The sequence below is a fragment of the Azospirillum sp. TSO35-2 genome (assembly GCF_003116095.1).
Taxonomy (GTDB): Bacteria; Pseudomonadota; Alphaproteobacteria; order Azospirillales; family Azospirillaceae; genus Azospirillum.
The window spans coordinates 479,016-503,368 of the sequence record NZ_LGRA01000022.1 but is presented as its reverse complement, the minus strand read 5'-3'; the positions used below and the strand labels follow the sequence as shown (position 1 = coordinate 503,368).

The following is a 24,353-nucleotide window of genomic DNA, read 5'->3' as shown; positions in this document are numbered from 1 at the left end:
GTCTTAAGACGTGGGAGAGTAGGTCGCCGCCAGGTCACTCAGGCACAAGAGACACTCCAAGCCCCAACCAAACACGCCCTCGCGCGTCATCTTCACCCGTCCGGCCCGGAGGCGACACCGTCTCATCGGCCGGCACAAGACGATCAGCATCCAAGACATCCGCGGGGTGGAGCAGCCCGGTAGCTCGTCAGGCTCATAACCTGAAGGCCGCAGGTTCAAATCCTGCCCCCGCAACCACCGACACTGAACGCCCCGGTTCGCAAGAGCCGGGGCGTTTGTGCGTCTGGGCTTTGGACAACGTCCAAGGGCGTGGCGGAAAAAGCACCCTGGAGGCGCGCAAGACGGTCGAGAAGGCGCTCACCGCCGTCATCCGGGAAACCCGGGTCCAGAGGGCGAGCGGGACCGCCGGGTCAAATGGCGCGGAAAACACACGATTACGCGCGGCCACAGGATGTGCGGATCCTCGGCCATCGTCTCCCACTGGCCATCGGCGAAGCGGCGGATCCTGCCGTATTCGCAATGTCATGGTCGTCTTTCCTGTCGAACGGCCGTTGCGGAAAGGCCCTTGGGCTCCGCCGGCGCGCGGATGCCGTGGCGGTTGTGCAGCCATTGCGGCTTGGTCACCTCCTGCTCGATGGAGCGAGATAGGCGTTGTGGTGGGCGGGCAGCCGAGCCGAGACCGCCATGTCGATCTCGCCGCCGGCCATCCGCCGGAACATCTCCCCGTGCAGTGCTGCGGTGCCGCGGTGTGTTCGATCCGATGGCCGTGGGCGGCAAGGATGCTCTCCACCTTGCGGGCGCCGGCGTCGTGAACGCTGAGGTCGATGTGACCGACACGAATTGTGTTGCGCAGGTCAGCCGGCCTTGACTGGGGAAGTGGAGGATGCCGGGACGCGTGCCCGACTATCCCCGTCGTGCCCCCCGCGACTTTGTCAAAAGCTCCGGCCGGTTTGCACGAAAGCCGGATGCTGCTGACTGGTTGGTATCGAAACTGTGCAGCGTTCAAATCAGCGGTGCCCTGTCCAAGACGGTTTTGAACGGGACGGGCAGCATGGCCGCCGTGGTTCCGGAAATACGGACCATGACGACCCGTTCGCCTTTGGGAACGGAACCGGCGACGCATCCCCACGCCGTCGGGTGATTGCGCCGGACAGGGCTCCCTCCCCCGGAGCCCTGTCCGTCCCGCAAGCCTTTGGAATATCCGAAAGCGGCCTGCCCACGGCCCTGTTGAAAAAGGAGGTGCACGTGAACCGACAAGCTGAACCGGCCGGTACGGCTCTGCTGCCGGGCATCGTGATGGCGCTGGGGGAGGAACCGGTGTTCCGGCCCGGCGACCTTGTTCGCATTCTCGCCCGCAGCCCCATCGGCCATTACCGTGTGCCCGCCTACCTGCGCGGCAAGACCGGCACGGTCGAAGCCGTCATCGAGCCGGCCGCCATCGACAACGAGCAGGAGGCCTACGGCCGCAACGCCGGTGCCAAGCGCCACTATTACCGGGTCGCCGTCGCGATGACGGAGGTCTGGCCCGATTACGCCGGTCCGGAGAAGGACGGGCTGCGCATCGAAATCTACGAAACCTGGCTGGAAAGGACCTGATCCGATGACCGACCCAGAGCATGGACATCAGCACGGGCATGCCCACCCGCATGCCCCCATCGGGCAGGAGAGCCCGCCCGGCTACTACGAGATCATGGAAACCGCCTTCCGCGAACTGCTGGTCGAGCGTGGGATGATCGGTCCCGACGAGATCCGCCGCCAGATCGAGGTTCTGGATTCCCGCACGCCGGCGCTGGGGGCCAAGGTCGTCGCCCGCGCCTGGGTGGATGCGGAGTTCCGCCGCCGTCTTCTCGCCGACGGCCGGGCGGCGTGCGAGGAGCTGGGCATCAGCTTCTATGACGACACCCGGCTGATCGTGCTGGAGAACACGGCGACGGTGCACAACCTGATCGTCTGCACCCTGTGCTCCTGCTACCCGCGCCCGGTTCTGGGCCTGCCGCCGGACTGGTACAAGCTGAAGGCCTACCGTGCCCGTGCGGTGGTGGAACCGCGGGTGGTGCTGGCCGAGTTCGGGACCGTCATTCCCGATGACGTCGAGATCCGCGTCAGCGATTCCACCGCCATGGTCCGCTACCTCGTCCTGCCCCGTCGGCCGGACGGGACGGAGGGGATGGATGAAGAGAGCCTCGCGTCCCTGGTGACCCGGGACGCCATGATCGGCGTGGTTCCGGTGGCCGCTCCGGCCGGGAGGATGGTGCAATGAGCGGTGGCGAACAGCTGGTCAGGCGCCTGCCCAACGACATTGGCGGCCTGTCCGCCGGACCGATCGAGCGGGTCGAGCATGACCTGGAGCCGTGGGAAAAGCGCTGCCACGCGCTGGCCGACGTGCTCGACTTCCGCAAGATCATCAACACCGAGGAGAAGCGCCGCGGCGTCGAGGCGCTGGGGTCGGAGATGGTCGGCGCGCTCGGCTATTACGAGCGCTGGATCGTCGCCTTCTCCAACATCCTTTTCCAGAAGGGGCTGCTGACGCCGGAGGATCTGGCCCGCAAGATGGACGAGGTCGCGGCGCGTCACGCCACCCCGCAACCATGAACGCGGTCCGTCCCGCCGATCCTGCGACCTGCTTTGTCGAGCGCGATCCGCAGGTGGCGCTGGCCCGCCGTGCGGCGGTCGAGGGGATCGGCACCTTTCTGCTCATGCTGATGGTGGCTGGGGCGGCGGATGCGACCCTGCGTCCGGCAATGGCCGGAGGCGGCTTGCTGCCCGGCGCGCTGGCGACCGCCGGAGGTCTGGTCGGGCTGATCCTCGCCTTTGGCGTGGTGTCCGGGGGCCATTTCAACCCGCTGATCACCGTGCTGCAATGGCTGGCCGGCGAAAGGCGGCTCGACTGCACCATCGCCTATGTCGTGGCCCAGAGCGTCGGTGCGGTGGCGGGGGCGCTGCTGGCCGACGCGCTGTTCGGCGTCCGGACCCAAGCGGTTGTGACCGCAGCAACGGGAAACCCGGCGCTGAGCGAGGCGGTGGCGACGGCCGGCCTGATGGTCGTGGTCTTCGGCTGCAGCCGCAGCGGCCGGGCGCAGGCCGGTCCTTTCGCCGTCGGCGCCTGGCTGACCGCGGCCATCCTGGCGACGCCGTCCGGCTCCTACGCCAACCCGGCGGTGACGCTGGGCGCACTCTTCACCGGTGGGCCGGTGGCGCTGCCGGGCGGATCGGCGCTGCTCTATGTCGCGGCGCAGTCGGCGGGGGCGCTCGCCGCCTTTCTCGCCATTGCCGTCGCCTATCCGAAACCCGCGCCGTCGACCGGCGGCACGATCCCCTTCACTGCCAAGGAAGAGGCACCATGATCCCGCTCTCCATCGCCGTCCGGCGCCCCGGCCTGAAAGCCCGGCTCGTTCTGGTATCCGCGGCCGTCATCCTGCTCACCGGCGGCGGCTGGCTTGGGGCCTGCCTGTCCTTCGGCGGCGATCCGGCGCTGTTCGGCATGGCGCTGCTGGTCTATGGGCTCGGCATGCGCCATGGGCTGGACGCCGACCACATCGCCGCCATCGACAACGTCACGCGCAAGCTGATGCAGGAGGGAGCGCGTCCGGTCGCCGTCGGCTTCTTTTTCGCGCTCGGTCATTCGGCGTTGGTGGTCCTGGTGGCCGCGGCGGTCGGTGCCACCGCCGGCTCGCTGGAGCTGTTCCGCAGCGTGCAGGTGGTCGGCGGGTATCTGGGCACCGGCGTATCGGCGCTGTTCCTGCTGACCATGGCGCTGCTCAACATCCTGGTGTTCCGTTCGGTGTATCAGGCCTATCGCCGATTGCGTGCGGGCGGAACTTCGGACGAGGGGGAACTGGACCGGCTGCTGGGCGGGCGCGGGTTGCTGGCAAGGCTTCTCCGCCCGTTGTTCGGGCTGATCAGCCGGAGCTGGCACATGGCTCCGCTCGGCGTGCTGTTCGGCCTGGGCTTCGACACGGCGACGGAGATCGCGATGTTCGGGCTGTCCGCCGCGCAGGCGGTCAACGGGTTACCCTTAGCGACGATCCTGGTCTTTCCCGTGCTGTTCGCCGCCGGCATGCTGCTGGTCGACACGGCCGACGGGCTGCTGATGCTGGGGGCCTATCGCTGGGCGACCGCCCGCCCCGGCCGTAGGCTGCGCTACAACATGGGCGTCACGCTGCTGTCCGCCCTTCTCGCCGGTTTCATCGGTGGAACCGAGATGCTGGGCCTGATCGGCGGGCATCTCGGCCTTGAAGGCGGGGTCTGGAGCCTCCTTGGCCTGCTGAAGGACGGGTCGGACAGGCTGGGCGTCCTGATCGTCGTCCTGTTCGCCGTCGCCTGGGCGGTCGCCCATGGTCTGCACCGGTCGCGGACGGCATCGACGGTCCTGAAGGGCGACGCCTGACCGCGTCCGTCCGCCATCCTCCCATCACGAGTCCATCCCTCACCGAGCAGGACATCACTGTGGCGACCCGGATGCCGGCCGCCCTGGCCGATCCCGCGTTCCCTGCGCTGCCGAAGGGCGACGTGGTCCTCGCGTCGGCATGATTGCCAAGCCTCTTCGGACGCATGGGGGGGCCCCTGCCGCCGATGTGCGCAAAGGCACCCTTCCATTTACAACGCTTTACTCGCTTATGGACCGCGGCCCAGCCACACTCTCCTCGGAACAACCCAGACAGGAGCAGGGGCCATGGCTCACCTTTCCGCCCACGATGACGGTGCGGTGTCGTCTCCGCAGCACCAGCGGTGGTCCGACGCTGAAGCCCTTGTGATGCCACCGCACGCGTTCGGCGAACTCGAGATCAACGCCTATGTCTCCTACGTCCGGACCCTGGTCAACGCCGTGACCTCCATCCGGTTGGCGTCGGACGCGCGGCGGCGGTGGATGGAGCGCAACGGTGCCGCCTGTCCCGACGCGGAGCAGATGTCCCGCCTGATCGAGGCCGAGATGGACCGCGCCGACGACATGGCACGCCGCATCATCGGGCTGGTCGCCTCCGCCCGCGCGGCCTCGGCCCCGGGGCTGCGGACGGTGCAGAGAGACAAGCAGTCCTGGGTTCGGCATGGCTGAGTTCGATAGGGCCGGGTCTGGCATGGTTGAACCCGCCGGCGTCTGACCTGGTCATCACGCCCCCCGCGCCGGTTTTCGTCATGGCGGCGCATCCGTAGGGACTGGCCCTGTTCGGATGCCGTCTGGCCTCCCATCCCGCCTTACCGAAGGTGGGATTTCGCCGGACGCCCCATTCCGCAAGAGGCCGTTGCCGGCACTTGCCGCAAGGCGGTGGCGGCTTCTCTGTCGGCCGTTGCGAAGAAGCTGTCGCAATTGCGCATCCCAACAGACCCCGCCGGTGAAACACTGGGTGCGCCGTTGCCTTGAACCGAGGAGCCTTCCATGGCCGAAGCCGTCTCCGTCGATGCCCTGATTGCGCGCCGCAAGCCCGGCTATTCGCTGGAAGCGCCGTTCTACACCAGCCAGACGATCTTCGACCTGGATATGGAGGCGATCTTCGGACGCCACTGGATCTTCGTGGGCGCCGAGCCCGAAGTGCCGGAGGCGGGGGATTGCATGACCGTGGACATCGGCCGGGCCTCGGTCGTCATCCTGCGCGACGACGACCTGCGGGTGCGGGCCTTCCACAATGTCTGCCGTCATCGCGGCGCCCGGCTGGTGCCGGACGGCGTGTCGTCGGTCGGCAATCTGGTGTGCCGCTATCACCAGTGGACCTACGGCCTGGACGGCCGCCTGCTGTTCGCCGAGCATATGGGGCGGGAGTTCGACACCGCCTGCCACGGACTGAAGCCGGTGCATCTGCGCAGCGTCGGCGGGTTGCTGTTCGTCTGTCTGGCCGAGGAGCCGCCGACCGACATCGATGCGCTCGCCGCCGCGATCGAGCCCTACATCGCGCCGCACGACCTGCGCAACTGCAAGGTTGCCCACTCCACCGATCTGGTCGAGTTCGGCAACTGGAAGCTGACGATGGAGAACAACCGGGAATGCTACCACTGCGTCGGCAATCACCCGGAACTGACGGTGCCGCTGTTCGAGTATGGCTTCGGCTTCGCGCCCGACAGCCTCGACGACAACCGCCGTGTCCATGCGGAACGCTACGAGGCGCTGCTGGCGGACTCGCATCGGCGTTGGGAGGCCATGGGGCTGCCGTCGCGTGAGGTCGACCGGCTGACCGACATCACCGGCTTCCGCATGCAACGGCTGCCCATCGACGGCACCGGCGAGTCCCAGACCAGGAACACCCGCGTCGCCAGCCGCCGGATCCTGGGTGATTTGACCGAGCGCGACCTGGGCGGCCTGTCCTTCTGGACCCAGCCGAACTCCTGGCACCATTTCATGAGCGACCACATCATCACCTTCTCGGTCCTGCCGCTGGCGCCCGACCGCACGCTGCTGCGGACGCGCTGGCTGGTCCACAAGGACGCGGTCGAGGGGGTGGATTACGACCTCACCGCCCTGACCGAGGTCTGGGAGGCCACCAACAACCAGGATGCCGATCTGGTCGCCATCGCCCACGCCGGCGCAGCCAGCCCGGCCTACGAACCCGGCCCCTATTCCCCCCACACCGAAGGGCTGGTCGAGAAATTCAGCGACTGGTACATCGGCCGCCTGTCGGCCCAGCGGAGCGCCGGGGCGGGCACTGGCAAGGCGGTCGCGGCATGAGCGGCACCGAGATCCCCCCGCCGGATTGGGACGCCGAGGTGACGGCGGCCGGCGAACCGCCCCTGTGGGATCCCGACCGCGACGACCGGCTGGTCTGCCGGGCGGTGCGCCAGGAGACGCACGACGTCAAGACCTTCGTCTTTTCCGGGCACAGCCCCTGCCGGTTCCGCTTCAAGCCGGGGCAGTTCATCACCCTGGACCTGCCGATCGACGGCGCCACCGTGAACCGCTGCTACACCGTCGCCTCGTCGGCGGCCCGGCCGCACCGCATCGCCATCACGGTGAAACGGGTGCCGGGGGGGCCGGTGTCGAACTGGCTGCACGACCATATGGTGCCCGGCCGCGAACTGCGCGCCACCGGCCCGATGGGCAGCTTCACCCCGGCGGGGCGGCCGTTGACGAAACTGCTGTTCCTGTCGGCGGGCAGCGGGATCACGCCGCTGATGTCGATGGCGCGGACGCTCGACGATCTGGCGCTCGACCGTGATGTGGTGTTCGTGCACGCCGCCCGCACACCGGCCGACATCATCTTCCGGGCGGAACTGGACGCCATGGCGCGCAGCGGAACAGGGTTCCGGCTCGCCCATCTGTGCGAGGCGGCCGGCGACGAGGGCCAGTGGCCCGGCTACACCGGCCGGCTGTCGCTGCCGATGCTGCGGCTGATCGCGCCCGATCTGCTGGAACGCGATCTCTATGTCTGCGGCCCGACGCCCTTCATGGCGGCGGTGCGGGCGATGGCGCAGGACGCCGGGGTCGATCCGGCCCGCTACCACGAGGAAAGCTTCAACTTCGAGGATCTGGCCGACAGCGCGGCCGATCTTCCCATCGCCGCCGAACCGGTGTCCGTCGAGGGCTTCACGATCGAGTTCACCAAGAGTGGACGGACGATCACCTGCGGCGCCGACACCCGGATTCTGGAGGCCGCGAGCGCGGCGGGCATCCGCCTGCCATCCTCCTGCGCGCGCGGGCTGTGCGGCACCTGCAAGAGCCGCCTGCTGTCCGGTCAGGTGGCGATGAACCATGGCGGCGGCATCCGCCAGCGGGAGATCGACCAGGGCCAGATCCTGCTGTGCTGCAGCCGCCCGGTCAGCGATCTGGTGATCGAACGCTGAGCCTGGCGCTGAACCTGGGCGGGCAGTGATCGGGGCGGGCGGTCGTCAGCGATCATCCGCCCTTTTTGCGACCGCCGCCGGTCCACGCCACCAGTCCGCCAACGCCTGCTTGACCGATCGCCAGACGCCGGGTGCGGCCGGGGGGCGCGGTCCGCTGTCGTCCTTTTTCGCCGGCGGCACCAAGGGCGGCATCGATGGCATCGGCATGCGGCCTCCTCAGACAACGGCCATGCCGTGTGCCCCGGCGGTGGCGGACGTCGCTCCGGCCACATAGTAGGGGACGTCGGCGCGCGGGCAGGGTTCGCGGTTGCGGATCACGTCCGCCAGCTTTTCCGCCATCATGATGGTCGGCGCGTTCAGGTTGCCGGTGATGATCCGCGGCATGATCGAGGCGTCGATCACGCGCAAGCCCTCCAGCCCGTGAACCCGTCCCTGCCCGTCGACCACCGCCCGGTCGTCGGTCCCCATGCGGCAGGAGCAGGATGGGTGGTAGGCGGTCTCGGCGTGCTGGCGGACGAAGGCGTCGAGTTCGGCGTCGGTCTGGCAGTCGGCGCCGGGGCTGATCTCCCGCCCGCGGTAGGGGGTGAGCGCCTTCTGCCGCATGATCGTCCGGGTGATGCGGATCGCCGCGCGGAACTCCCGCCAATCCTGCTCCTCGGCCATGTAGTTGAACAGGATGCTGGGCGGCGTGCGCGGATCGCGCGAGACGGCCCGCACCCGCCCCTTGCTGGGCGACCGCATCGAGCCGACATGCGCCTGGAAGCCATGGGCGTCGACGGCGTTGGTGCCGTTGTAGCTGATCGCCACCGGCAGGAAATGATACTGGAGGTTCGGCCACGGAACCGTGTCGTCGGTGCGGATGAAGCCGCCCGCCTCGAACTGGTTGCTGGCGCCGATGCCGGTGCCGCGAAACAGCCATTCCGCGCCGATCGCCGGCTGGTTCCACCATTTCAACGACGGGTACAGCGACACCGGCTGCCGGCATTCATACTGGATGTACATCTCCAGGTGATCCTGCAGGTCGGCGCCCACGCCGGCCAAATCGAGCACCAGCGGCACGTCGAGGTCCCGCAGCACCGCCGCCGGACCCACGCCCGACCGTTGCAGGATCGCCGGCGACGCGATGGCGCCGGCGCACAGCAGAACCTCGCTCCGGGCGTAGGCGACTTCCGGCTGGCCGGACCGCAGATAGGCGACGCCGATGGCGCGGCGCCTGTCGAACAGGATGCGGTCGGTCAGCGCGTGGGTGACGATGGTCAGGCCCGGCCGCCCCCGGGCGCGGTCGAGGTAGCCGCGCGCCGTGCTCGACCGCCGCCCCTGGGGGGTGACGGTGCGGTCCATCGGCCCGAACCCTTCCTGGCGGTAGCCGTTCAGGTCGTCGGTGCGCGGGTAGCCCGCCTCGACCCCGGCCTCGATCATCGCCTCGTACAGCGGGTTGACGCCGGGCTTGGCGGTGGTGACCTGCAGCGGGCCGTCGCCGCCGTGATAGGCGTTCGGTCCGGCGTCGCGGGTTTCGGCCTTCTTGAAATAGGGCAGGCAGTCGAGATAGCTCCAGCGCTCCAGCCCCGGCTGTTCAGCCCAGCCGTCGTAATCCAGCGCGTTGCCGCGGATGTAGCACATGCCGTTGATCAGCGAGGAGCCGCCCAGCCCCTTGCCGCGCCCGCACTCCATGCGGCGGTTGTTCATGTGCGGTTCGGGGTCGGTGACGTAGGCCCAGTTGTAGCGGCGCCCGCGCAAGGGAAAGGCGAGCGCCGCCGGCATCTGGGTGCGGAAGTCGGCGCGATGGTCGCGGCCACCGGCCTCCAGCAGCAGGACGCTGACTCCGGCATCCTCGGTCAGCCGCGAGGCCAGCACGTTGCCCGCCGAACCGGCGCCGACGATGATGTAGTCGTAGTCGTGACGGGCGTTGGACATGGCTCTGCCTCCTCTGAACCGGAGAGTCTTTTCAGGCGAGACGGCGCAGGGTGCCGGTCAGAACACGGACGAATAGGGTCCCAGTTCGACCTGCACCGACTTGACGCGGGTGTAGTGGCCGAGCGCTTCGACACCGTTCTCGCGGCCGATGCCGGATTCCTTGAAGCCGCCGACCGGCATTTCCGGCGGCGATTCCCCCCAGGCGTTGATCCAGCAGATCCCGGCTTCCAGCCGGTGGATGACGCGGTGGGCGCGGGCGAGGTCGGTGGTGACGACCCCGGCAGCCAGGCCGTAGCGGGTGGCGTTGGCCCGGGCGATCACCTCCTCCTCCTCGTCGAACACCAGGATCGACAGGACCGGGCCGAAGATCTCCTCGCGGACGATGCGCATGTCGTCGCGGCAGTCGGTGAAGACGGTCGGCGCCACATAGGCGCCGCCGGCGAAGGCGTCGCCCTCCGGCGGCCCGCCGCCGGCCAGCAGGCGCGCGCCCTCCGCCTTGCCGGACGCGATCAAGGCCAGCACCTTGTCGCGGTGCGGGAAGCTGGCGAGCGGCCCGAAATTGGTCGCCGGGTCGAGCGGGTCGCCGATGCGGATGCGGCCGACGCGGGCCAGCAGCCGGCTTTCGAACGCCTCGCTGACGCTGCGGTGGACGAAGACCCGGGTGCCGTTGGTGCAGACCTGGCCGGAGCTGTAGAAATTCGCCATCATGGCGATGTCGGCGGCGCGGTCGAGGTCGGCGTCGGGGAAGACGATCAGCGGCGACTTGCCGCCCAACTCCATCGTCACGTCCTTCAGCGAGGAGCCGCCGGCCGCCGCCATCACCCGCTTGCCGGTTTCCACCCCGCCGGTGAAGGAGATCTTCTCGATGCCCGGATGGGCGCTGAGCAGGGCACCGACCCGGCCGTCGCCCTGCACGACGTTGAACACGCCGTCGGGCAGGCCGGCTTCGCTGTAGAGCGCGGCGAGGCGCAGGGCGGTCAGCGGCGTGACCTCGCTGGGCTTGAAAATCATCGCGTTGCCGGCGGCCAGCGCCGGTGCCGACTTCCACAGGGCGATCTGGATCGGGTAGTTCCAGGCGCCGATGCCGGCGACCACCCCCAGCGGTTCGCGCCGGGTGTAGACGAAGGAGGACGGGCGCAGCGGAATCTGCCGGCCTTCCAGCGCCGGGGCCAGCCCGGCGTAATAGTCCAGCACGTCGGCCCCGGTGGCGATGTCGACCGCGCGGGTCTCGCTCAGCGGCTTGCCGGTGTCGAGCGTCTCCAGTTCGGCCAGCTCGTCGTTGCGCTCGCGCAGCAGGGCCACCGCCCGGCGCAGCACGCGCCCGCGCTCCATGGCGGGCAGGGCGCCCCACAGGGCCTGTCCCGCCCGCGCGCTGTCGACGGCGCGGTCGACGTCGGCGGCGGTCGCCTGGACGATCTCGGCCAGGATTTCCCCGGTCGCCGGGTTGATGGTCGTGAAGCGTTCGTCCCCGTCCGCCTCCGTGGGCCGTCCGTGGATGTGGTGAGCCAGCCGTCCGAACCGCGCCATCGTTCCGCCTCCGCCGTTCGCTGGAAACAGCTTAGGCGTTTTTTTTAATTGGTCGTCCAATGAAAAATAAGCGCCGTCGCCCTTATTCTCCGGAATTGTCGCTTCGGGACAAGGACAAGGGCGCCCATGTTCAATCCGGGCGGTGTGCGGGCGGTGCTACCGTCATGGACTGCGGTCATCGCCAGTCGGCGGTAAGGATGGGGAAAGACGTGACGGAAACGATCGGATTCCTGCTGGTCCCGGATTTTTCGATGATCGCCTTCACCGCGTCGGTGGAGCCGCTGCGCCTTGCCAACCACATCAGCGGACGGACGCTCTACCAGTGGGTCCTGCTGTCGCCGGACGGCGGCGGCGTGCGCGCCAGCAACGGCGTCGCCGTGCTGTGCGACCATGGCATCGACGACGCGCCGCCCTTGCCGGCGGTGGTTCTGTGCAGCGGCGTCGGTGGGCATTGGTACGACGACAAGGCGGTGCTGTCCTGGCTGCGCCGGGTGGCGGCGCGGGGAACCCATCTGGGCGCGGTGTGCACCGGCAGCCACATCCTGGCGCGGGCCGGGCTGCTCGACGGCTACCGCTGCACCATCCACTGGGAAAATCTGGCGGGCATCGCCGAGAGCTTCCCCGAGGTCGAGGCGACCGGCGAGCTGTTCACCATCGACCGCAACCGCTTCACCTGCGCCGGCGGCACCTCGGCGACCGACATGATGCTGCACCGGATCGCGGCGGCGCATGGCGAGCCGCTGGCGATCGACATCGCCGAGCAGCTTCTCCACGACCGCATCCGGCCGGGCACCGCCCGCCAGCACGAGGCGATCCAGCCGAACCCGGGGCTGGAGTGCAAGGAGCTGCACGACATCATCCGCCTGATGCAGGACAACATCGAGGAACCGCTCGATCTGGCGACGCTGTCGGCCATGCTGGGCCAGTCGCGGCGCAACGTCGAGCGGCTGTTCCGCAAATACCTCGACTGCTCGCCGGCGCGGCATTACCTCGGCCTGCGATTGAAGCGGGCGCGGCAACTGCTGTCGCAGACGACCATGCCGGTGATCGAGGTGGCGATCAGCTGCGGCTTCGTCTCCGCCACCCATTTCAGCAAATGCTACCGCGACCATTTCGGCGTGCCGCCGCGAAACGACCGGCCGGGCCATCGGGCGCGGGTTCCCGTGGGGGCGCTCCAGCTGTGACAGCGTCCTGACCGGACGGCCCGATCTTTCGCGTCGTTGATCCTCGTCTTTCGTTGCCGCTCCCGGCCATCGGGAGACGGTTCACGCCCGCATGGCGAGCGGCCCTTGTTCCCGGCGCAAAAAGAAGCGACAGTTTGTCGCAGGAACGAGGAGAACATGCATGCCCGATGGCGCCTGGAACAGTCGGCAACCCGGCGATGCGCCGAAGCGGCCCAAGGAGGCCGCCCTGTCCGTCGGCTTCGTCCTGGCCAACCGCTTCACCCTGACCGCGCTCGCCATCTTCCTCGACGCCCTGCGGCTGGCGGCGGACGACGGCGACGGGTCGCGGCAGATCCGCTGCCGCTGGACGATCATGGGGCCGGGGACCGAGCCGGTGCGGTCGAGCTGCGGCGTTTCCATCGCCGGCTGGGAGCCGTTCCAGGACCCGCGCGGCTTCGACTACATCGTCGTCGTCGGCGGGCTGCTCCATCCCGGCCCGCAACTCGACGCCGAGACGGTCGCCTACCTCAAGGCGGCCGCCGCGGCCGGGGTGACGCTGGTCGGTGTCTGCACCGGCGGCTTCGCCCTGAGCCGGATCGGCCTGATGGCGCGGCGGCGCTGCTGCGTCAGCTGGTATCACTACAGCGACTATGTCGAGGAGTTCCCGGACGTCGAGCCGGTGGCCGACCAGCTCTACGTCGTGGACCGCGACCGCATCACCTGTTCGGGCGGCGCCGGGGTTGCCGATCTGGCGGCCTATCTGATCGAGCGGCATCTGGGCCGGGCCTGCGCCCAGAAGACCATGCACATCATGCTGATCGACAAGGCCCGCCCGGCGAACCAGCCGCAGCCGCAACCGCCGACCCACAACGAGGTGGTCAACGACCGCGTCCGCCGCGCCCTGCTGCTGATGGAACAGCATCTGGCCGACCCGCTGACGGTCGAGGACATCGCCCGCAAGGTCAACATCAGCACCCGCCAGTTCGAGCGGCTGTTCCGCTTTTCCACCGGGATGAGTCCGACCGCCTTCTACCGCGTGCTGCGCCTGCGCTATGGGCTTTGGCTGCTGCGCAACACCACGCGGTCGATCACCGACATCGCGGTGGAGTGCGGGTTCGCCGACTGCGCCCATTTCTCCCGTCAGTTCCGCGAGTGCTTCGGCGTCTCACCCTCCGCGCTGCGGCGTGGTGGCGGCGAGCCGGACACCCTGACGCTGCCGGGCGACAGCCCGGCCGCCCTGCTGCGCGCCTTCGACCTGCGCGGCACGCCGCCGGACCGCCGGCTGTACGAGTGACGGCGTCGACCGGATGATCGGTGGCGCCCCGGTTTCCTCCGTTCAACGGGAACGGCTCGGCCGTCCCACCGAGCCGCAACGTGTTTTTACGCCGTGATGATTGGGGTCGCGAAGCGCTCTTCAAGGCAAACGCCACCAAGGCGGCAAACTGTCGCATTCGTGCGGCAAGCTGTCGCATCTGAACAGGTATCGATGACGCTCCGGTGACATCCTTGCTGTCATCGCCATTGAGAAGCGAGCCGCCATGCCGTCGCCCGCCGAAACCCTTCTCAAGCCGCTGACGATCAAGCATCTGACCCTGCGCAACCGGGTCATGAGCACCAGCCACGCGCCGGGATACGGCTCCGACGGCAAACCCAAGGAACGCTACCAGCTCTATCACGAGGAAAAGGCCAAGGGGGGCATCGCCTTGACGATGTTCGGCGGCTCCTCGTCGGTGGCGGTGGACAGCCCGGCGGCGCCGTGGAACCAGATCTCGGTCGCCGACGACAGCGTCATCCCCTTCTTCCGGGAATTCTCCGACCGGGTCCACCGCCACGGCGCGGCGCTGATGATCCAGCTGACCCACATGGGGCGGCGGACGCGCTGGGACACCGAGAACTGGTTGCCCACCGTGTCGGCCTCGGCCCGGCGCGAACCGGCGCACCGCAACACGCCCAAGGAAATGGAGGACTGGGATTTCAAGCGGATCGTCGCCGGCTTCGCGGCGGCGGCGCGGCGCTGCAAGGAGGGCGGGCTCGACGGGTTCGAGCTGTCCGCCGCGCACGGCCACCTGATCGACCAGTTCTGGAGCCCCTCGGTCAACCGGCGCACCGACAAATACGGCGGCAGCCTGGAAAACCGCATGCGCTTCGGCATCGAGGTGTTCGAGGCGATCCGGGCGGAGGTCGGCGACGACTACATCGTCGGCATGCGCATGTCGGGCGACGAGCTGATCGACGACGGGCTGACCAACGAGGATTGCGTCGCCATCGCCCGCAGCTATGCCGAACGCGGGCTGATCGACTTCGTCAACGTGCTGGGCGGGCAGGCGCGCGACCACATGGCGCACGCCGTCTCGCTGCCCAACATGTCCTTCCCGGTCGCCCCCTTCCTGCATCTGCCGAGCAGCATCAAGCGCGAGGTCGGCATCCCGGTCTTCCACGCCCAGCGGGTGACCGATCTCGCCACCGCCGCCCGCGCGGTGGAGGAGGGTCATGTCGACATGGTCGCCATGACCCGCGCCCACATCGCCGACCCGCATCTGGTGCGCAAGCTGGCGGAAGGGCGGCTGGACGATGTCCGGCAATGCGTCGGCGCCGGCTATTGCATCGACCGCATCTATGTCGGCGGCGACGCGCTGTGCATCCAGAACGCGGCGACCGGGCGCGAGGCGACCATGCCGCACGTCATCGCCAAGGCGGCGGCGCGGCGCCGCGTCCTGGTGGTCGGGGCCGGTCCGGCCGGGCTGGAGGCGGCGCGGGTCTGCGCCGAGCGCGGCCATTCCGTCCTGCTGCTGGAACGCGCCGCCGCCGCGGGTGGTCAGATCGCCGTCGCCGCGAAGGCGACGTGGCGCGAGGCGCTGACCGGCATCCCGCGCTGGCTGACCCAGCAGGCGCTGAAGCTGGGCGTGGAGATCCGCTACGGCGTCGAGGCGACCGCGGCCCTGGTCGAGGCGGAGAATCCCGACCTCGTCATCCTGGCGACCGGCGGGCGTCCCGACCGGGGCGATTTCCCCGGTTCGGATCTCGCCGTCAGCGCCTGGGACGTGTTGACCGGCGCCGTCGAGCCGGCGGGCAGCGTGCTGCTCTATGACGGAACCGGCCAGCATCACGGCGCCTCCTGCGCCGAGTTCATGGCGACGCGCGGCGCCCTGGTCGAGATCGCCACCCCCGACCGCATGGTCGCCGAGGAGGTCGGCACCACCAACCAGCCGATCCACCTGCGCGAGCTGTACCGGCTGGGCGTGATGATGACCACCAACCACACGCTGGTCGAGATCTACCCGGAGGGCAACCGCCGCGTCGCCGTCCTGCGCAACGACTACACCCACGAGGAGGAGGAGCGGCTGGTCGACCAGATCGTCGTCGAACTGGGCACGCTGCCCAACGACGGGCTCTATTTCGACCTGAAGGAGCTGGCCGCCAACCGGGGCGAGATCGACCTCGACCGCCTGCTGGCCGGACGTCCGCAGCCGGTGCCGGATCGGGGCTTCGCGCTCTACCGGATCGGCGACGCGGTGGCCGGGCGCAACATCCACGCCGCCATCTACGACGCGGCCCGCCTGTGCAAGGATCTGTGAGATGATCGCCGCGGCGCTGTCCACGGTCACGCTGGCGGTTCTGCTGGTCGGGCTGGGGCTTGCCCTGGTCCAGGCGCGGCGCTGGCGCGCCGGGCGGGCAGCGGCGGTCGATCTGTGGGCGGGGCTGGCGGCCCTGCCGGGGCGCTATCTGGTCGATGTCCACGCCGTGGTCGGCCGCAAGCCGTTCAACGCCCGCTTTCACGCGCTGAGCGCCGGCGGCTTCCTGGCGGCGCTCGCCCTGCTGGTGCTGCTGGCGCTGCCGCCGTTGCGCCATCCCATCCTGTGGGGGCTGCTCGCGGTCGCGCTGGCGACGATGCTGGCGGGTGGGCTGATGGTCGGCTACCGCCGCCGCGTCCTTCGTCCGCCGGAACTCTCGGGCGGACGCTTCTCCCGGCTGCCGCTGGCGCTGACCGGCTTCGCCGCGGCCTTCCTGCTGGTGGCGGCGGACCAGAGCGCGGGCGGCGTCCTGCCGGTCCCGGTCGGGCTGGCGCTGGTGGCGCTGGGCGGCTGGGGGCTGGCGGAACTGGTGTTCGGGGTCTGGAAGGGGCCGCTGAAGCACGCCGTCCATGGCGCGTTGCATCTGGTCGCCCATCCGCGGCCGGCGCGTTTCCATGATGGGGCCGGGCGCGACAGCGGCTTGCGTCCGCTGGAACTGGCGGCGGGCGATGCGGACTCCGCGCCGCTGGGGGCGGGGCGGGTGCTGGATTTCGCCTGGAACCGGCTGCTGGGTTTCGACGCCTGTGTCCAGTGCGGGCGGTGCGAGAGCGCCTGTCCGGCCTTCGCCGCCGGTTTGCCGCTGAATCCGAAGGCGCTGATCCAGGATCTCGTCGCGTCGCTGGACGAGGGCGACGACGGCCGCGCCTACGCCGGGCACCGCCATCCCGGCCACCCGGCCGGGGCAGGAGCCTCCGGCCCGTCGCTGCCGCTGGTCGGGCCGCGGGCGGCGATCCACCCCGACACGCTGTGGTCCTGCACCACCTGCCGGGCCTGCGTCCAGGAATGCCCGATGATGATCGAGCATGTCGACGCGGTGATCGATCTGCGGCGTTATCAAACGCTGGAGCTGGGCGCCACCCCGGTCAAGGCGGCGGCCGTGCTGGAGGAACTGCGCGCCACCGACAATCCCGGCGGGCGGGATCTGGCGCGGCGGCTCGACTGGGCGGTCGATCTGCGGCTGCCGGTGCTGGCCGACGGGGGGGCGTGCGACGTCCTGCTGTGGTTGGGCGACGGGGCCTACGACCTGCGCAACCAGCGCAGCTTGCGGGCGCTGGTCCTGTTGCTGCGCCGCGCCGGCGTCGATTTCGCGGTGCTGGGGGCCGACGAGCTGGATTGCGGCGACGTCGCCCGTCGTCTGGGCGACGAGGCGACCTTCCAGGACCTTGCCCGGCGCAACGTCGCGCTGCTGAACGGCCGGACCTTCCAACGCATCGTCACCGCCGACCCGCACGCCTTCCATTGCCTGCGCAACGAATACCCCGCCTTCGGCGGGCGCTGGACCGTGCTGCACCACACCGCCCTGTTGCTGGAGCTGGTGCGCAGTGGCGCGCTGCCGGTGACGGCGCCGCTGGCCCGGGCGGTCGCCTACCACGACCCCTGTTACCTGGGCCGCTACAATGGCGAGACCGAGGCGCCGCGCGCCCTGCTCGACGCCATCGGGGCGGAACGGCGGGAGATGGCGCGCTCCGGCCTGCGCTCGCGCTGCTGCGGCGGTGGAGGGGGGGCGCCGCTGACCGATGTGGTGGGCGAACGGCGGATTCCCGACCAGCGGATGGATGACGCCCGCGCCAGCGGCGCGCCGACCCTGGCGGTCGCCTGCCCGACCTGCACGCTGATGCTGGAAGGGGTGGTGGAGCCGCGTCCGGCGGTGGCCGAGATCGCCGAACTCGTTCTGGCGGCGACGGAGCCGACGCCATGAGCGAACAGCACCCGACCGCGCGCCGCCGCGACCCGCGCGCCGAACGGGCGGCACGGACGGTACGCGTCGAACCCCGGCGCCGGCTCGTCCTCAGCGTCGACGTGGTTCCACAGACCGGTGGACGGCCACGGCGCGATCCGCGAGCACGCCGTGCCGAGGCGATTGTGCAGAGCGTGCCGCGCCTCCGCCTCGACTGGACCGGCAAGGCGGTGGGGGCGTCCGCGCTTCCGACGGTGGAAGGCCGGGGACCGCGGGCGGCGTCGGAACCGGTCCTGCGGGTGATCGACGACCCCGCCTGCCTGCTGTTCGCGGTGCTCGACCGGCCCGATGGTGCGCTGTCGGGTCACGATCGTCAGGTTCTGGCGGCGGCCCGCCTGCTGGCGGATGCCGCCGGCGGTGCCGTCGTGGCGGTGGTGCCGGATGGTGGGGAGGATCTCGGGGCACTGGGCGCCGACCGCGTCCTGCCGCTGCCGGCGGCGTGGGCTGATGAGTACGCCCCCGAACGCCGCGCCGCCGCGGTGGCCGCCGCCATCGCGCGCTGGTCGCCGCGCCACATCCTGTTTGCCGAGAGCCAGGACGGCGGCGACCTCGCCCGCCGCGTCGCCGTCGCCTGCGGGGAACGCCTGTTCGCCGGGGTGGAGAGCCTGTCGAGCGCCCGCGCCGCGCGCCGCGCCGGTGGCGGTGCGACCGAGCTTGGCTGCGCGCCGCCCCGCCTGCTGTCCATCGCCGCCGACGCGGTGGCGCCGCTGGGGGCGGTCCGCCACGAGGCGCGGCGGCTCGATCCGCCGCCCGAACCCGACGGCGTGCCGGCGCTGCAGGGCGCGCGACGCCTGCCGGTCGATCCCGATGGCGTGGGGCTGGGCGAGGCTGACTTCATCGTCAGCGCCGGCAACGGCGTCACCGACTGGGATGCCTTCGCCGCACTGGGCCGGGCGCTGGGTGCCACCCGCGCCGGCAGCCGGGTGGTGTGCGACGCCGGGCACCTGCCGCGCGACCGTCAGGTCGGCGCGTCGGGGACCGTGGTGTCGGCGCGCTGCTATCTCGCCTTCGGCATCGCCGGGGCGCCCCAGCATCTGCAGGGCATCGGCGGGGTGGAACGTGTCATCGCCGTCAACACCGACCTGCACGCCGCGATGATCAAGCGCGCCGATCTGGCGATCATCGCCGACGCGCAGGCGGTCATGCCGGCGCTGGTCCGTCTGGCCCGGGAGCGCGGCCATGGTTGACGTCGCCATCCTGCTGTCGGTGGGGCGCCACCCGGTGTCGGGACGGGCGCGGCGCGCGCCGACCGACGCCCGGGCGCTGGAGATGGCGCTGGGGCTTCCCGCCGTCCGCCGCACCGCGCTGCACGCCGGGGACCCGGCCAGCCCGGCGCTGCGCGACTATCTCGGCATGGGTCTGGACCGGCTGACGGTCCTTGCCATGGCCCACGGGTGCGACCCGGTGGAGCCGCTGGCCGCCCACCTCCGGAGCCTGTCGCCCGGCATCGTGCTGACCGGCAACCGGGCGGAAGGGGGTGAGGACAGCGGCATGCTGCCCTATCGCGTCGCCCACACGCTCGGCGTCGCCATCGTGCCGGACGTCGTCGCCATCACGGTCGAGGCGGGCGGCGGTGCGGCGGAGGTCGTCCAGGCGCTGGCCCGCGGGCAGCGTCGCGCGCTGCGGGTGGCGCTGCCCTTCGTGGCGACCATTCATCCGGCGGCGCCGTCCGCCCGTCCATCGGCCTTCGGCCCGGCCCGGCGCGGCCGGATCGACAGCGTGCCGGTCGAGGCGCCGCCCGATGCCTTCCTGGCCGCCTGCGCCGCGCGTCCATGGCGCGACCGCCCCAAGCGCCTGACCGTCGGTGCGCCGGGATCGGGTGGTGCGCTCGACCGTCTGCGTGCGGCAACCGAAGCAAAAGCCGGGCAGGGCCGCCTGCTGGTCGGGCCATCCCCCGACGAGGCGGCCCTGGCCATCTACGAATGTCTTCAGGAACAGGGAGTGCTGCCGCGATGACGATCGACGACCGACCATGCCACGCACCCGTCTTCGCGGCCTCCTCCCGCGCGGGATGGCCTGACACCGGATGCGCCAACACCGGATGCCCCGCCACCGGATGGAGGCTGCGATGACCATGACCATGCGATTGGGCGGTATCCCGGCCGCGGTGACGACGGCGGCCCCGGCCGTTGCGGGGAAGGAGGGGGCCGGGGCGGCGGGGGAGGTCCGGCTCCAGGTCCGCGATCTCTACAAGATCTTCGCCGCCGATCCGAAACCCGCGCTGGCGATGCTGAAGGCCGGGGCGACCAAGGGCGAGGTTCTGGACCGGCTGCACGTCAATGTCGGGGTGATGGGCGCCAGCTTCGAGGTGCGGGCTGGCGAGATCTTCGTCATCATGGGGCTGTCCGGTTCGGGCAAATCGACGATGATCCGCCTGCTGAACCGGCTGATCGAACCAAGCAGCGGCGAAATCCTGCTCGACGGCCGCAACCTGACCCGACTGTCCCGCCGCGAGCTGGTCGAGGTGCTGCGCCGCGACATGAGCATGGTGTTCCAGTCCTTCGCCCTGCTTCCCCACCTCACCGCGCTGGAGAACGCCGCCTTCGGCCTGGAGATCGCCGGGGTGGACAAGGTCAAGCGGCGGGACGCGGCGATGGTGGCGCTCCAGCAGGTCGGGCTGGGCTCCTACGCCCACCGCTACCCGCGCGAGATGTCGGGCGGCATGCAGCAGCGCGTCGGCCTCGCCCGCGCGCTGGCCAACAACCCGACGATCATGCTGATGGACGAAGCCTTTTCGGCGCTCGACCCGCTGATCCGCACCGAGATGCAGGACGAGCTGCTGCGGCTGCAGCGCGAGCAGAAGCGCACCATCGTCTTCATTTCCCACGACCTCGACGAGGCGATGCGGATCGGCGACCGCATCGCCATCATGGAGGGCGGGCGCATCGTCCAGGTCGGCACCCCCTATGAGATCCTGCGGGCGCCGGCCGACGACTATGTCCGCTCCTTCTTCCGCAACGTCGATGTCTCGCGGGTGCTGCGCGCCGGCGACGTCGCCCGGTTCGAGGCGTCGAACACCATCGTCCGCGTTCCCGGCGTGCTGGAGCCGGCGCTGCAGCAACTGACCGAGGGCGGGCATGTCTACGGCTATGTCCGCGACGCCGCCAACCGCTTCCAGGGCATCGTGTCACGCGATTCGGTGGTGCTGGCGCTGGGGGAGGCGGAGCCGCGCTTCCTGAACGCCTTCCTGCCGGGGATCGAGCCGGTGTCGAGCGACGTCCCGGTCCACACCCTGCTGCGCCGGGTCGCCGCGGCCCCCTGCCCGGTCCCGGTGGTCGATGGCGACGGGCTCTATCTCGGGGCGATCTCGCCGGCGGTGCTGCTGGAAACCTTGGACAGGGGAGGCTGAGCGATGGACCACTCGATCGCGATCGGTGTCTGGGCGGAGCAGCTCGTCACCTTCATACTCGATCATTTCCAGCCGACCCTGGACGTCCTTGCCGCCATCGTCGACGGCTTCGGCGGCGGCATCGACGCGGCGTTGCTGGGCATGCCGGCCTGGCTGCTCGGCGGGGCGATCGCCCTTGCCGCCCTGTGGCGGGTCGGCATCGGCTTCGCGCTGTTCACCCTGGGGTCGCTGGGGCTGATCTACGGCATGGGGCTGTGGGATCCGACGGCGTCGACGCTGGGGCTGGTGCTGTCCTCCACCCTGCTCAGCCTGCTGGCCGGCATTCCGCTCGGCATCTGGATGGCGCGGAACCGCATCGCCGAGCATCTCGGCAAGACGATGCTGGACTTCATGCAGACGATGCCGGCCTTCGTCTACCTGATCCCGGCGGTGATGTTCTTCGGTCTGGGACGGGTGCCCGGCATCATCGCCACCGTGATCTTCGCCATGCCGCCGGCGGTGCGGCTGACGATGCTGGGCATCCAGCAGGTGCCGGCCGAACTGGTCGAGGCGGGACGCGCCTTCGGCTGCCATCCGCACCAGCTTCTGTTCAAGGTGCAGTTGCCCAACGCGCTGCCGTCGATCATGGCCGGGGTCAACCAGACCATGATGATGGCGCTGTCGATGATCGTCGTCGCCTCGATGATCGGGGCGGGTGGATTGGGCAACGTCGTGTTGCAGGGCATCCAGCGGCTCGACATCGGGCTGGGCTTCGAGAGCGGGCTGTCGGTCGTGCTGCTGGCCATCGTGCTCGACCGCATCACCCAGAGCTTCGGCGCGGCCAAGGCCCCGGCGCGGCACCCCTTCGCCTTCCTCAACCGGCTGCGGCCGGCGCTGCCGGCGCGGTAGAGCGCCGGGATATTCACGTTTTCGGGGCCCAAAGCCGGCGCGTTCGCGCGCCGGAACGCCGGGGGTTTGCCTTCATTCCAGCGGCGCGGCGGACGGGCGATCACGGCCCGGGAGATCCGGCGCCCCACACGCTTCACCAACAAAAACTCCAACGAACAGGGAAAGCAACGGGACATGATCAAGACACTGTCGAGGACGTTGGCCGCCATGGCCACCGCCGCCACCCTGGCGCTGGCCTCCACCGGGGCGCTCGCCGACGCGGCAAAGACGATCAACATCGGCTGGACCGCCTGGTCCGACGCCGAGGCCGTGACCAAGCTGGCCAAGCGGCTGATCGAGGAACGGTTGGACACCAAGGTCGAGCTGACGATGGCCGACATCGGCGTCCAGTATCAGGGGCTGGCCGCCGGCAAGATGGACGCCATGCTGATGTCGTGGCAGCCGCTGACGCACAAGCCCTATCTCGACAAGGTCGGCAAGGACGTCGTCGATCTTGGGCCGCTCTACACCCGCGCCCGGCTCGGCTGGGTGGTGCCGGACTACATCCCGGCGGGCGAGCTGTCCAGCATCGAGGACCTGAAGAAGCCGGAGGTGCAGAAGAAGCTGGGTGGCCACATCCAGGGCATCGATCCGGGATCGGGGCTGATGCAGGCGTCGGAGAAGGCGCTCAAGACCTACGGCCTGGACAAGTACCAGCTGGTGTCGGCGAGCGACGCCGGCATGCTGGCGGCGCTGGACCGCGCGATGAAGCGCAACGAGTGGATCGTGGTGACGAGCTGGAGCCCGCACTGGATGTTCGCGAACTGGAAGCTGCGCTACCTCGATGATCCGAAGGGCGCGCTGGGCGGATTGGAGAGCGTCAACGCCCTGGTGCGCAAGGGATTCTACCAGGACCATCCCGAGGTCTACGAATTCCTCAACCGCATGGTGATTCCGATCGGCGATCTGGAGGCGATGATGCACGAGGCCAAGCAGACCAGCTACGAGCAGGCCGTCGACAGCTACATCAAGGCCAACAAGACCCGCATCGATTACTGGGTGACGGGCAAGCTCTGATCCGGCCTGTCCCGCCGCGGGCGGCGGCGGATGGTCGGACGGCGCGTCCGTTCAAGCGCATTGCCCGAACGGTTCAAGCGCCGGCTCCGCCGTCGTGCGAAGCTCGACCGGGCTTCATGGACCATCAGCGAGCAACCGCATGCCGAACGACGCGCCGCCCGATCACCTGAACAGCGAGGGGCTGCTCGAACGGCTCTCCGGATTGGGCATCGCCGCCGTGACCATCCGTCACCCGCCGGTTCACACGGTGGAGGAGGCTTTGCCCCACTGGGCGGCCCTCGACGCCCTCCACACCAAGAACCTGCTGTTGAAGGACGCCAAGGACCAGCTTTGGCTGGTCGCGGCGCCAACCGACCGGGCGATCGACCTGAAACGGCTGCCGGCGCAGATCGGCTCCAAGCGCCTGTCCTTCGCCAAGGAGGATCTGCTGTTCGCCACGCTCGGCGTGCGCCAGGGGGCGGTCAGCCCCTTCGCGCTGGTGAACGACCGCGAGCGGCGCGTCCGTCTGGTGCTGGACGCCGCGCTGATGGCCGCGCCGCGCGTCGCCTTCCATCCGCTGACCAACACGGCGACCACCGCCATCGGCACCGACGATCTGCGGCGCTTCCTGGCGAGCATCGGCCAGGAGCCTTTGGTGGTCGCCCTCGACGCGCCGCCGGAAGGGACGCTCTGACACGCTGAACACACACACGCGCAACTGAGGAGCAAAAGGGGCATGACGATGATGATGAAGGCGACGGGTTGCGCGTTTGGGCTGCTGGCGGCGGCCGGCGTGATGATGGGGGCGGCCGCCGGGGCGTTCGCCGCCGATCCGGCGTCCTGCAAGGCGGTCCGCTTCGGCGACGTCGGCTGGACCGACATCGCCGCGACCACGGCGCTGGCCTCGGTGACGCTGGAGGGGCTGGGCTATAAGCCGACGACGACCATCTCGTCGGTGCCGGTGGTCTATCTGGGGCTGAAGACCAAGTCGCTCGACGTCTTCCTCGGCAACTGGATGCCGACGATGGAGAGCTTCATCAAGCCGGTGCTGGATGACGGCTCGGTCGAGGTGACGCGGGTCAACCTGGAAGGCGCCAAATACACGCTGGCGGTGCCGAAATACGCCGCGGACGCCGGGCTGAAGAGCTTCAAGGACATCGCGAAGTTCAAGGATAAGCTGG

The 24,353-nt window shown here is 69.8% G+C and carries 21 protein-coding genes and 1 tRNA gene; 20 read left to right on the top strand and 2 right to left on the bottom strand.

Annotated elements, in window-relative coordinates; all coding sequences use genetic code 11:
* Window positions 1-160 precede the first annotated feature (160 nt).
* The 9 genes from TSO352_RS32130 to TSO352_RS32085 all read left to right on the top strand — a co-directional run bounded on the left by TSO352_RS32130 (window position 161) and on the right by TSO352_RS32085 (window position 7,767).
* A tRNA-Met gene (locus tag TSO352_RS32130) sits at window positions 161-237 on the top strand.
* Between the two features lie 1,008 nt (window positions 238-1,245).
* Window positions 1,246-1,596, top strand: a complete 351-nt coding sequence (locus TSO352_RS32120) for an SH3-like domain-containing protein (RefSeq protein ID WP_199231803.1) — start codon at window positions 1,246-1,248, stop codon at window positions 1,594-1,596.
* 4 nt (window positions 1,597-1,600) lie between these two features.
* On the top strand, window positions 1,601-2,260 hold the full coding sequence (gene nthA / locus TSO352_RS32115; RefSeq protein WP_109111324.1) for a nitrile hydratase subunit alpha: 660 nt from the start codon (window positions 1,601-1,603) through the stop codon (window positions 2,258-2,260).
* Window positions 2,257-2,592 (top strand): SH3-like domain-containing protein, encoded by a 336-nt coding sequence (locus TSO352_RS32110; protein WP_109111323.1) that lies wholly within the window; start codon window positions 2,257-2,259, stop codon window positions 2,590-2,592. The genes nthA and TSO352_RS32110 overlap by 4 nt, the downstream gene beginning before the upstream one ends.
* A complete protein-coding gene (locus TSO352_RS32105) occupies window positions 2,589-3,344 on the top strand; it encodes an aquaporin (RefSeq protein WP_109111322.1) in 756 nt (251 codons plus the stop codon). The genes TSO352_RS32110 and TSO352_RS32105 overlap by 4 nt, the downstream gene beginning before the upstream one ends.
* A complete protein-coding gene (locus TSO352_RS32100; protein WP_109111321.1) occupies window positions 3,341-4,387 on the top strand; it encodes a HoxN/HupN/NixA family nickel/cobalt transporter in 1,047 nt (348 codons plus the stop codon). Before TSO352_RS32105 ends, TSO352_RS32100 begins: the two co-directional genes overlap by 4 nt.
* A 366-nt stretch (window positions 4,388-4,753) precedes the next feature.
* Window positions 4,754-5,053 (top strand): hypothetical protein, encoded by a 300-nt coding sequence (locus tag TSO352_RS32095; protein ID WP_109111320.1) that lies wholly within the window; start codon window positions 4,754-4,756, stop codon window positions 5,051-5,053.
* Window positions 5,054-5,374: 321 nt separating this feature from the next.
* Complete coding sequence (locus TSO352_RS32090) at window positions 5,375-6,655, top strand: aromatic ring-hydroxylating dioxygenase subunit alpha (protein WP_109111319.1); 1,281 nt, start codon at window positions 5,375-5,377, stop codon at window positions 6,653-6,655.
* A complete protein-coding gene (locus tag TSO352_RS32085) occupies window positions 6,652-7,767 on the top strand; it encodes an FAD-binding oxidoreductase (protein ID WP_109111318.1) in 1,116 nt (371 codons plus the stop codon). Before TSO352_RS32090 ends, TSO352_RS32085 begins: the two co-directional genes overlap by 4 nt.
* A 216-nt stretch (window positions 7,768-7,983) precedes the next feature.
* On the opposite strand, the gene betA is transcribed toward TSO352_RS32085, so the two are convergent.
* Window positions 7,984-9,681, bottom strand: a complete 1,698-nt coding sequence (gene betA / locus TSO352_RS32080) for a choline dehydrogenase (protein WP_109111317.1) — start codon at window positions 9,679-9,681, stop codon at window positions 7,984-7,986.
* A gap of 57 nt (window positions 9,682-9,738) precedes the next feature.
* Window positions 9,739-11,208, bottom strand: a complete 1,470-nt coding sequence (gene betB, locus TSO352_RS32075; protein WP_109111316.1) for a betaine-aldehyde dehydrogenase — start codon at window positions 11,206-11,208, stop codon at window positions 9,739-9,741.
* 209 nt (window positions 11,209-11,417) lie between these two features.
* On the opposite strand from betB, the gene TSO352_RS32070 reads away from it, so the two are divergent.
* From TSO352_RS32070 to TSO352_RS32020, 11 genes are all read left to right on the top strand, one after another.
* The gene (locus TSO352_RS32070; protein ID WP_247872588.1) at window positions 11,418-12,392 is read left to right on the top strand and encodes a GlxA family transcriptional regulator; all 975 of its coding nucleotides are present in this window, start codon (window positions 11,418-11,420) and stop codon (window positions 12,390-12,392) included.
* 160 nt (window positions 12,393-12,552) lie between these two features.
* Window positions 12,553-13,665: a GlxA family transcriptional regulator gene (locus TSO352_RS32065; protein ID WP_109111314.1), complete on the top strand. Its 1,113-nt coding sequence runs from the start codon at window positions 12,553-12,555 to the stop codon at window positions 13,663-13,665.
* 244 nt (window positions 13,666-13,909) lie between these two features.
* On the top strand, window positions 13,910-15,946 hold the full coding sequence (locus TSO352_RS32060) for an NADH:flavin oxidoreductase (protein WP_109111313.1): 2,037 nt from the start codon (window positions 13,910-13,912) through the stop codon (window positions 15,944-15,946).
* Window position 15,947: 1 nt separating this feature from the next.
* Window positions 15,948-17,861 carry a DUF3483 domain-containing protein gene (locus TSO352_RS32055; RefSeq protein ID WP_109111312.1) on the top strand — a complete coding sequence of 638 codons (1,914 nt, stop codon included), beginning with the start codon at window positions 15,948-15,950 and terminating at the stop codon, window positions 17,859-17,861.
* Window positions 17,858-19,087: an electron transfer flavoprotein subunit alpha/FixB family protein gene (locus tag TSO352_RS32050; protein ID WP_109111311.1), complete on the top strand. Its 1,230-nt coding sequence runs from the start codon at window positions 17,858-17,860 to the stop codon at window positions 19,085-19,087. Before TSO352_RS32055 ends, TSO352_RS32050 begins: the two co-directional genes overlap by 4 nt.
* Window positions 19,080-19,856: an electron transfer flavoprotein subunit beta gene (locus TSO352_RS32045; RefSeq protein WP_109111310.1), complete on the top strand. Its 777-nt coding sequence runs from the start codon at window positions 19,080-19,082 to the stop codon at window positions 19,854-19,856. The genes TSO352_RS32050 and TSO352_RS32045 overlap by 8 nt, the downstream gene beginning before the upstream one ends.
* Window positions 19,857-19,968: 112 nt before the next feature.
* The gene (gene proV, locus TSO352_RS32040; protein ID WP_247872587.1) at window positions 19,969-21,249 is read left to right on the top strand and encodes a glycine betaine/L-proline ABC transporter ATP-binding protein ProV; all 1,281 of its coding nucleotides are present in this window, start codon (window positions 19,969-19,971) and stop codon (window positions 21,247-21,249) included.
* Window positions 21,250-21,252: 3 nt separating this feature from the next.
* Window positions 21,253-22,137 carry a proline/glycine betaine ABC transporter permease gene (locus TSO352_RS32035; protein ID WP_109111309.1) on the top strand — a complete coding sequence of 295 codons (885 nt, stop codon included), beginning with the start codon at window positions 21,253-21,255 and terminating at the stop codon, window positions 22,135-22,137.
* Between the two features lie 174 nt (window positions 22,138-22,311).
* Window positions 22,312-23,193: a glycine betaine ABC transporter substrate-binding protein gene (locus TSO352_RS32030; protein WP_109111308.1), complete on the top strand. Its 882-nt coding sequence runs from the start codon at window positions 22,312-22,314 to the stop codon at window positions 23,191-23,193.
* 139 nt (window positions 23,194-23,332) lie between these two features.
* Complete coding sequence (locus TSO352_RS32025; protein WP_109111307.1) at window positions 23,333-23,866, top strand: prolyl-tRNA synthetase associated domain-containing protein; 534 nt, start codon at window positions 23,333-23,335, stop codon at window positions 23,864-23,866.
* Window positions 23,867-23,914: 48 nt separating this feature from the next.
* Window positions 23,915-24,353, top strand: a 439-nt coding sequence (locus tag TSO352_RS32020) for a glycine betaine ABC transporter substrate-binding protein (RefSeq protein WP_282183913.1), incomplete at its 3' end; no start/stop codon positions are given.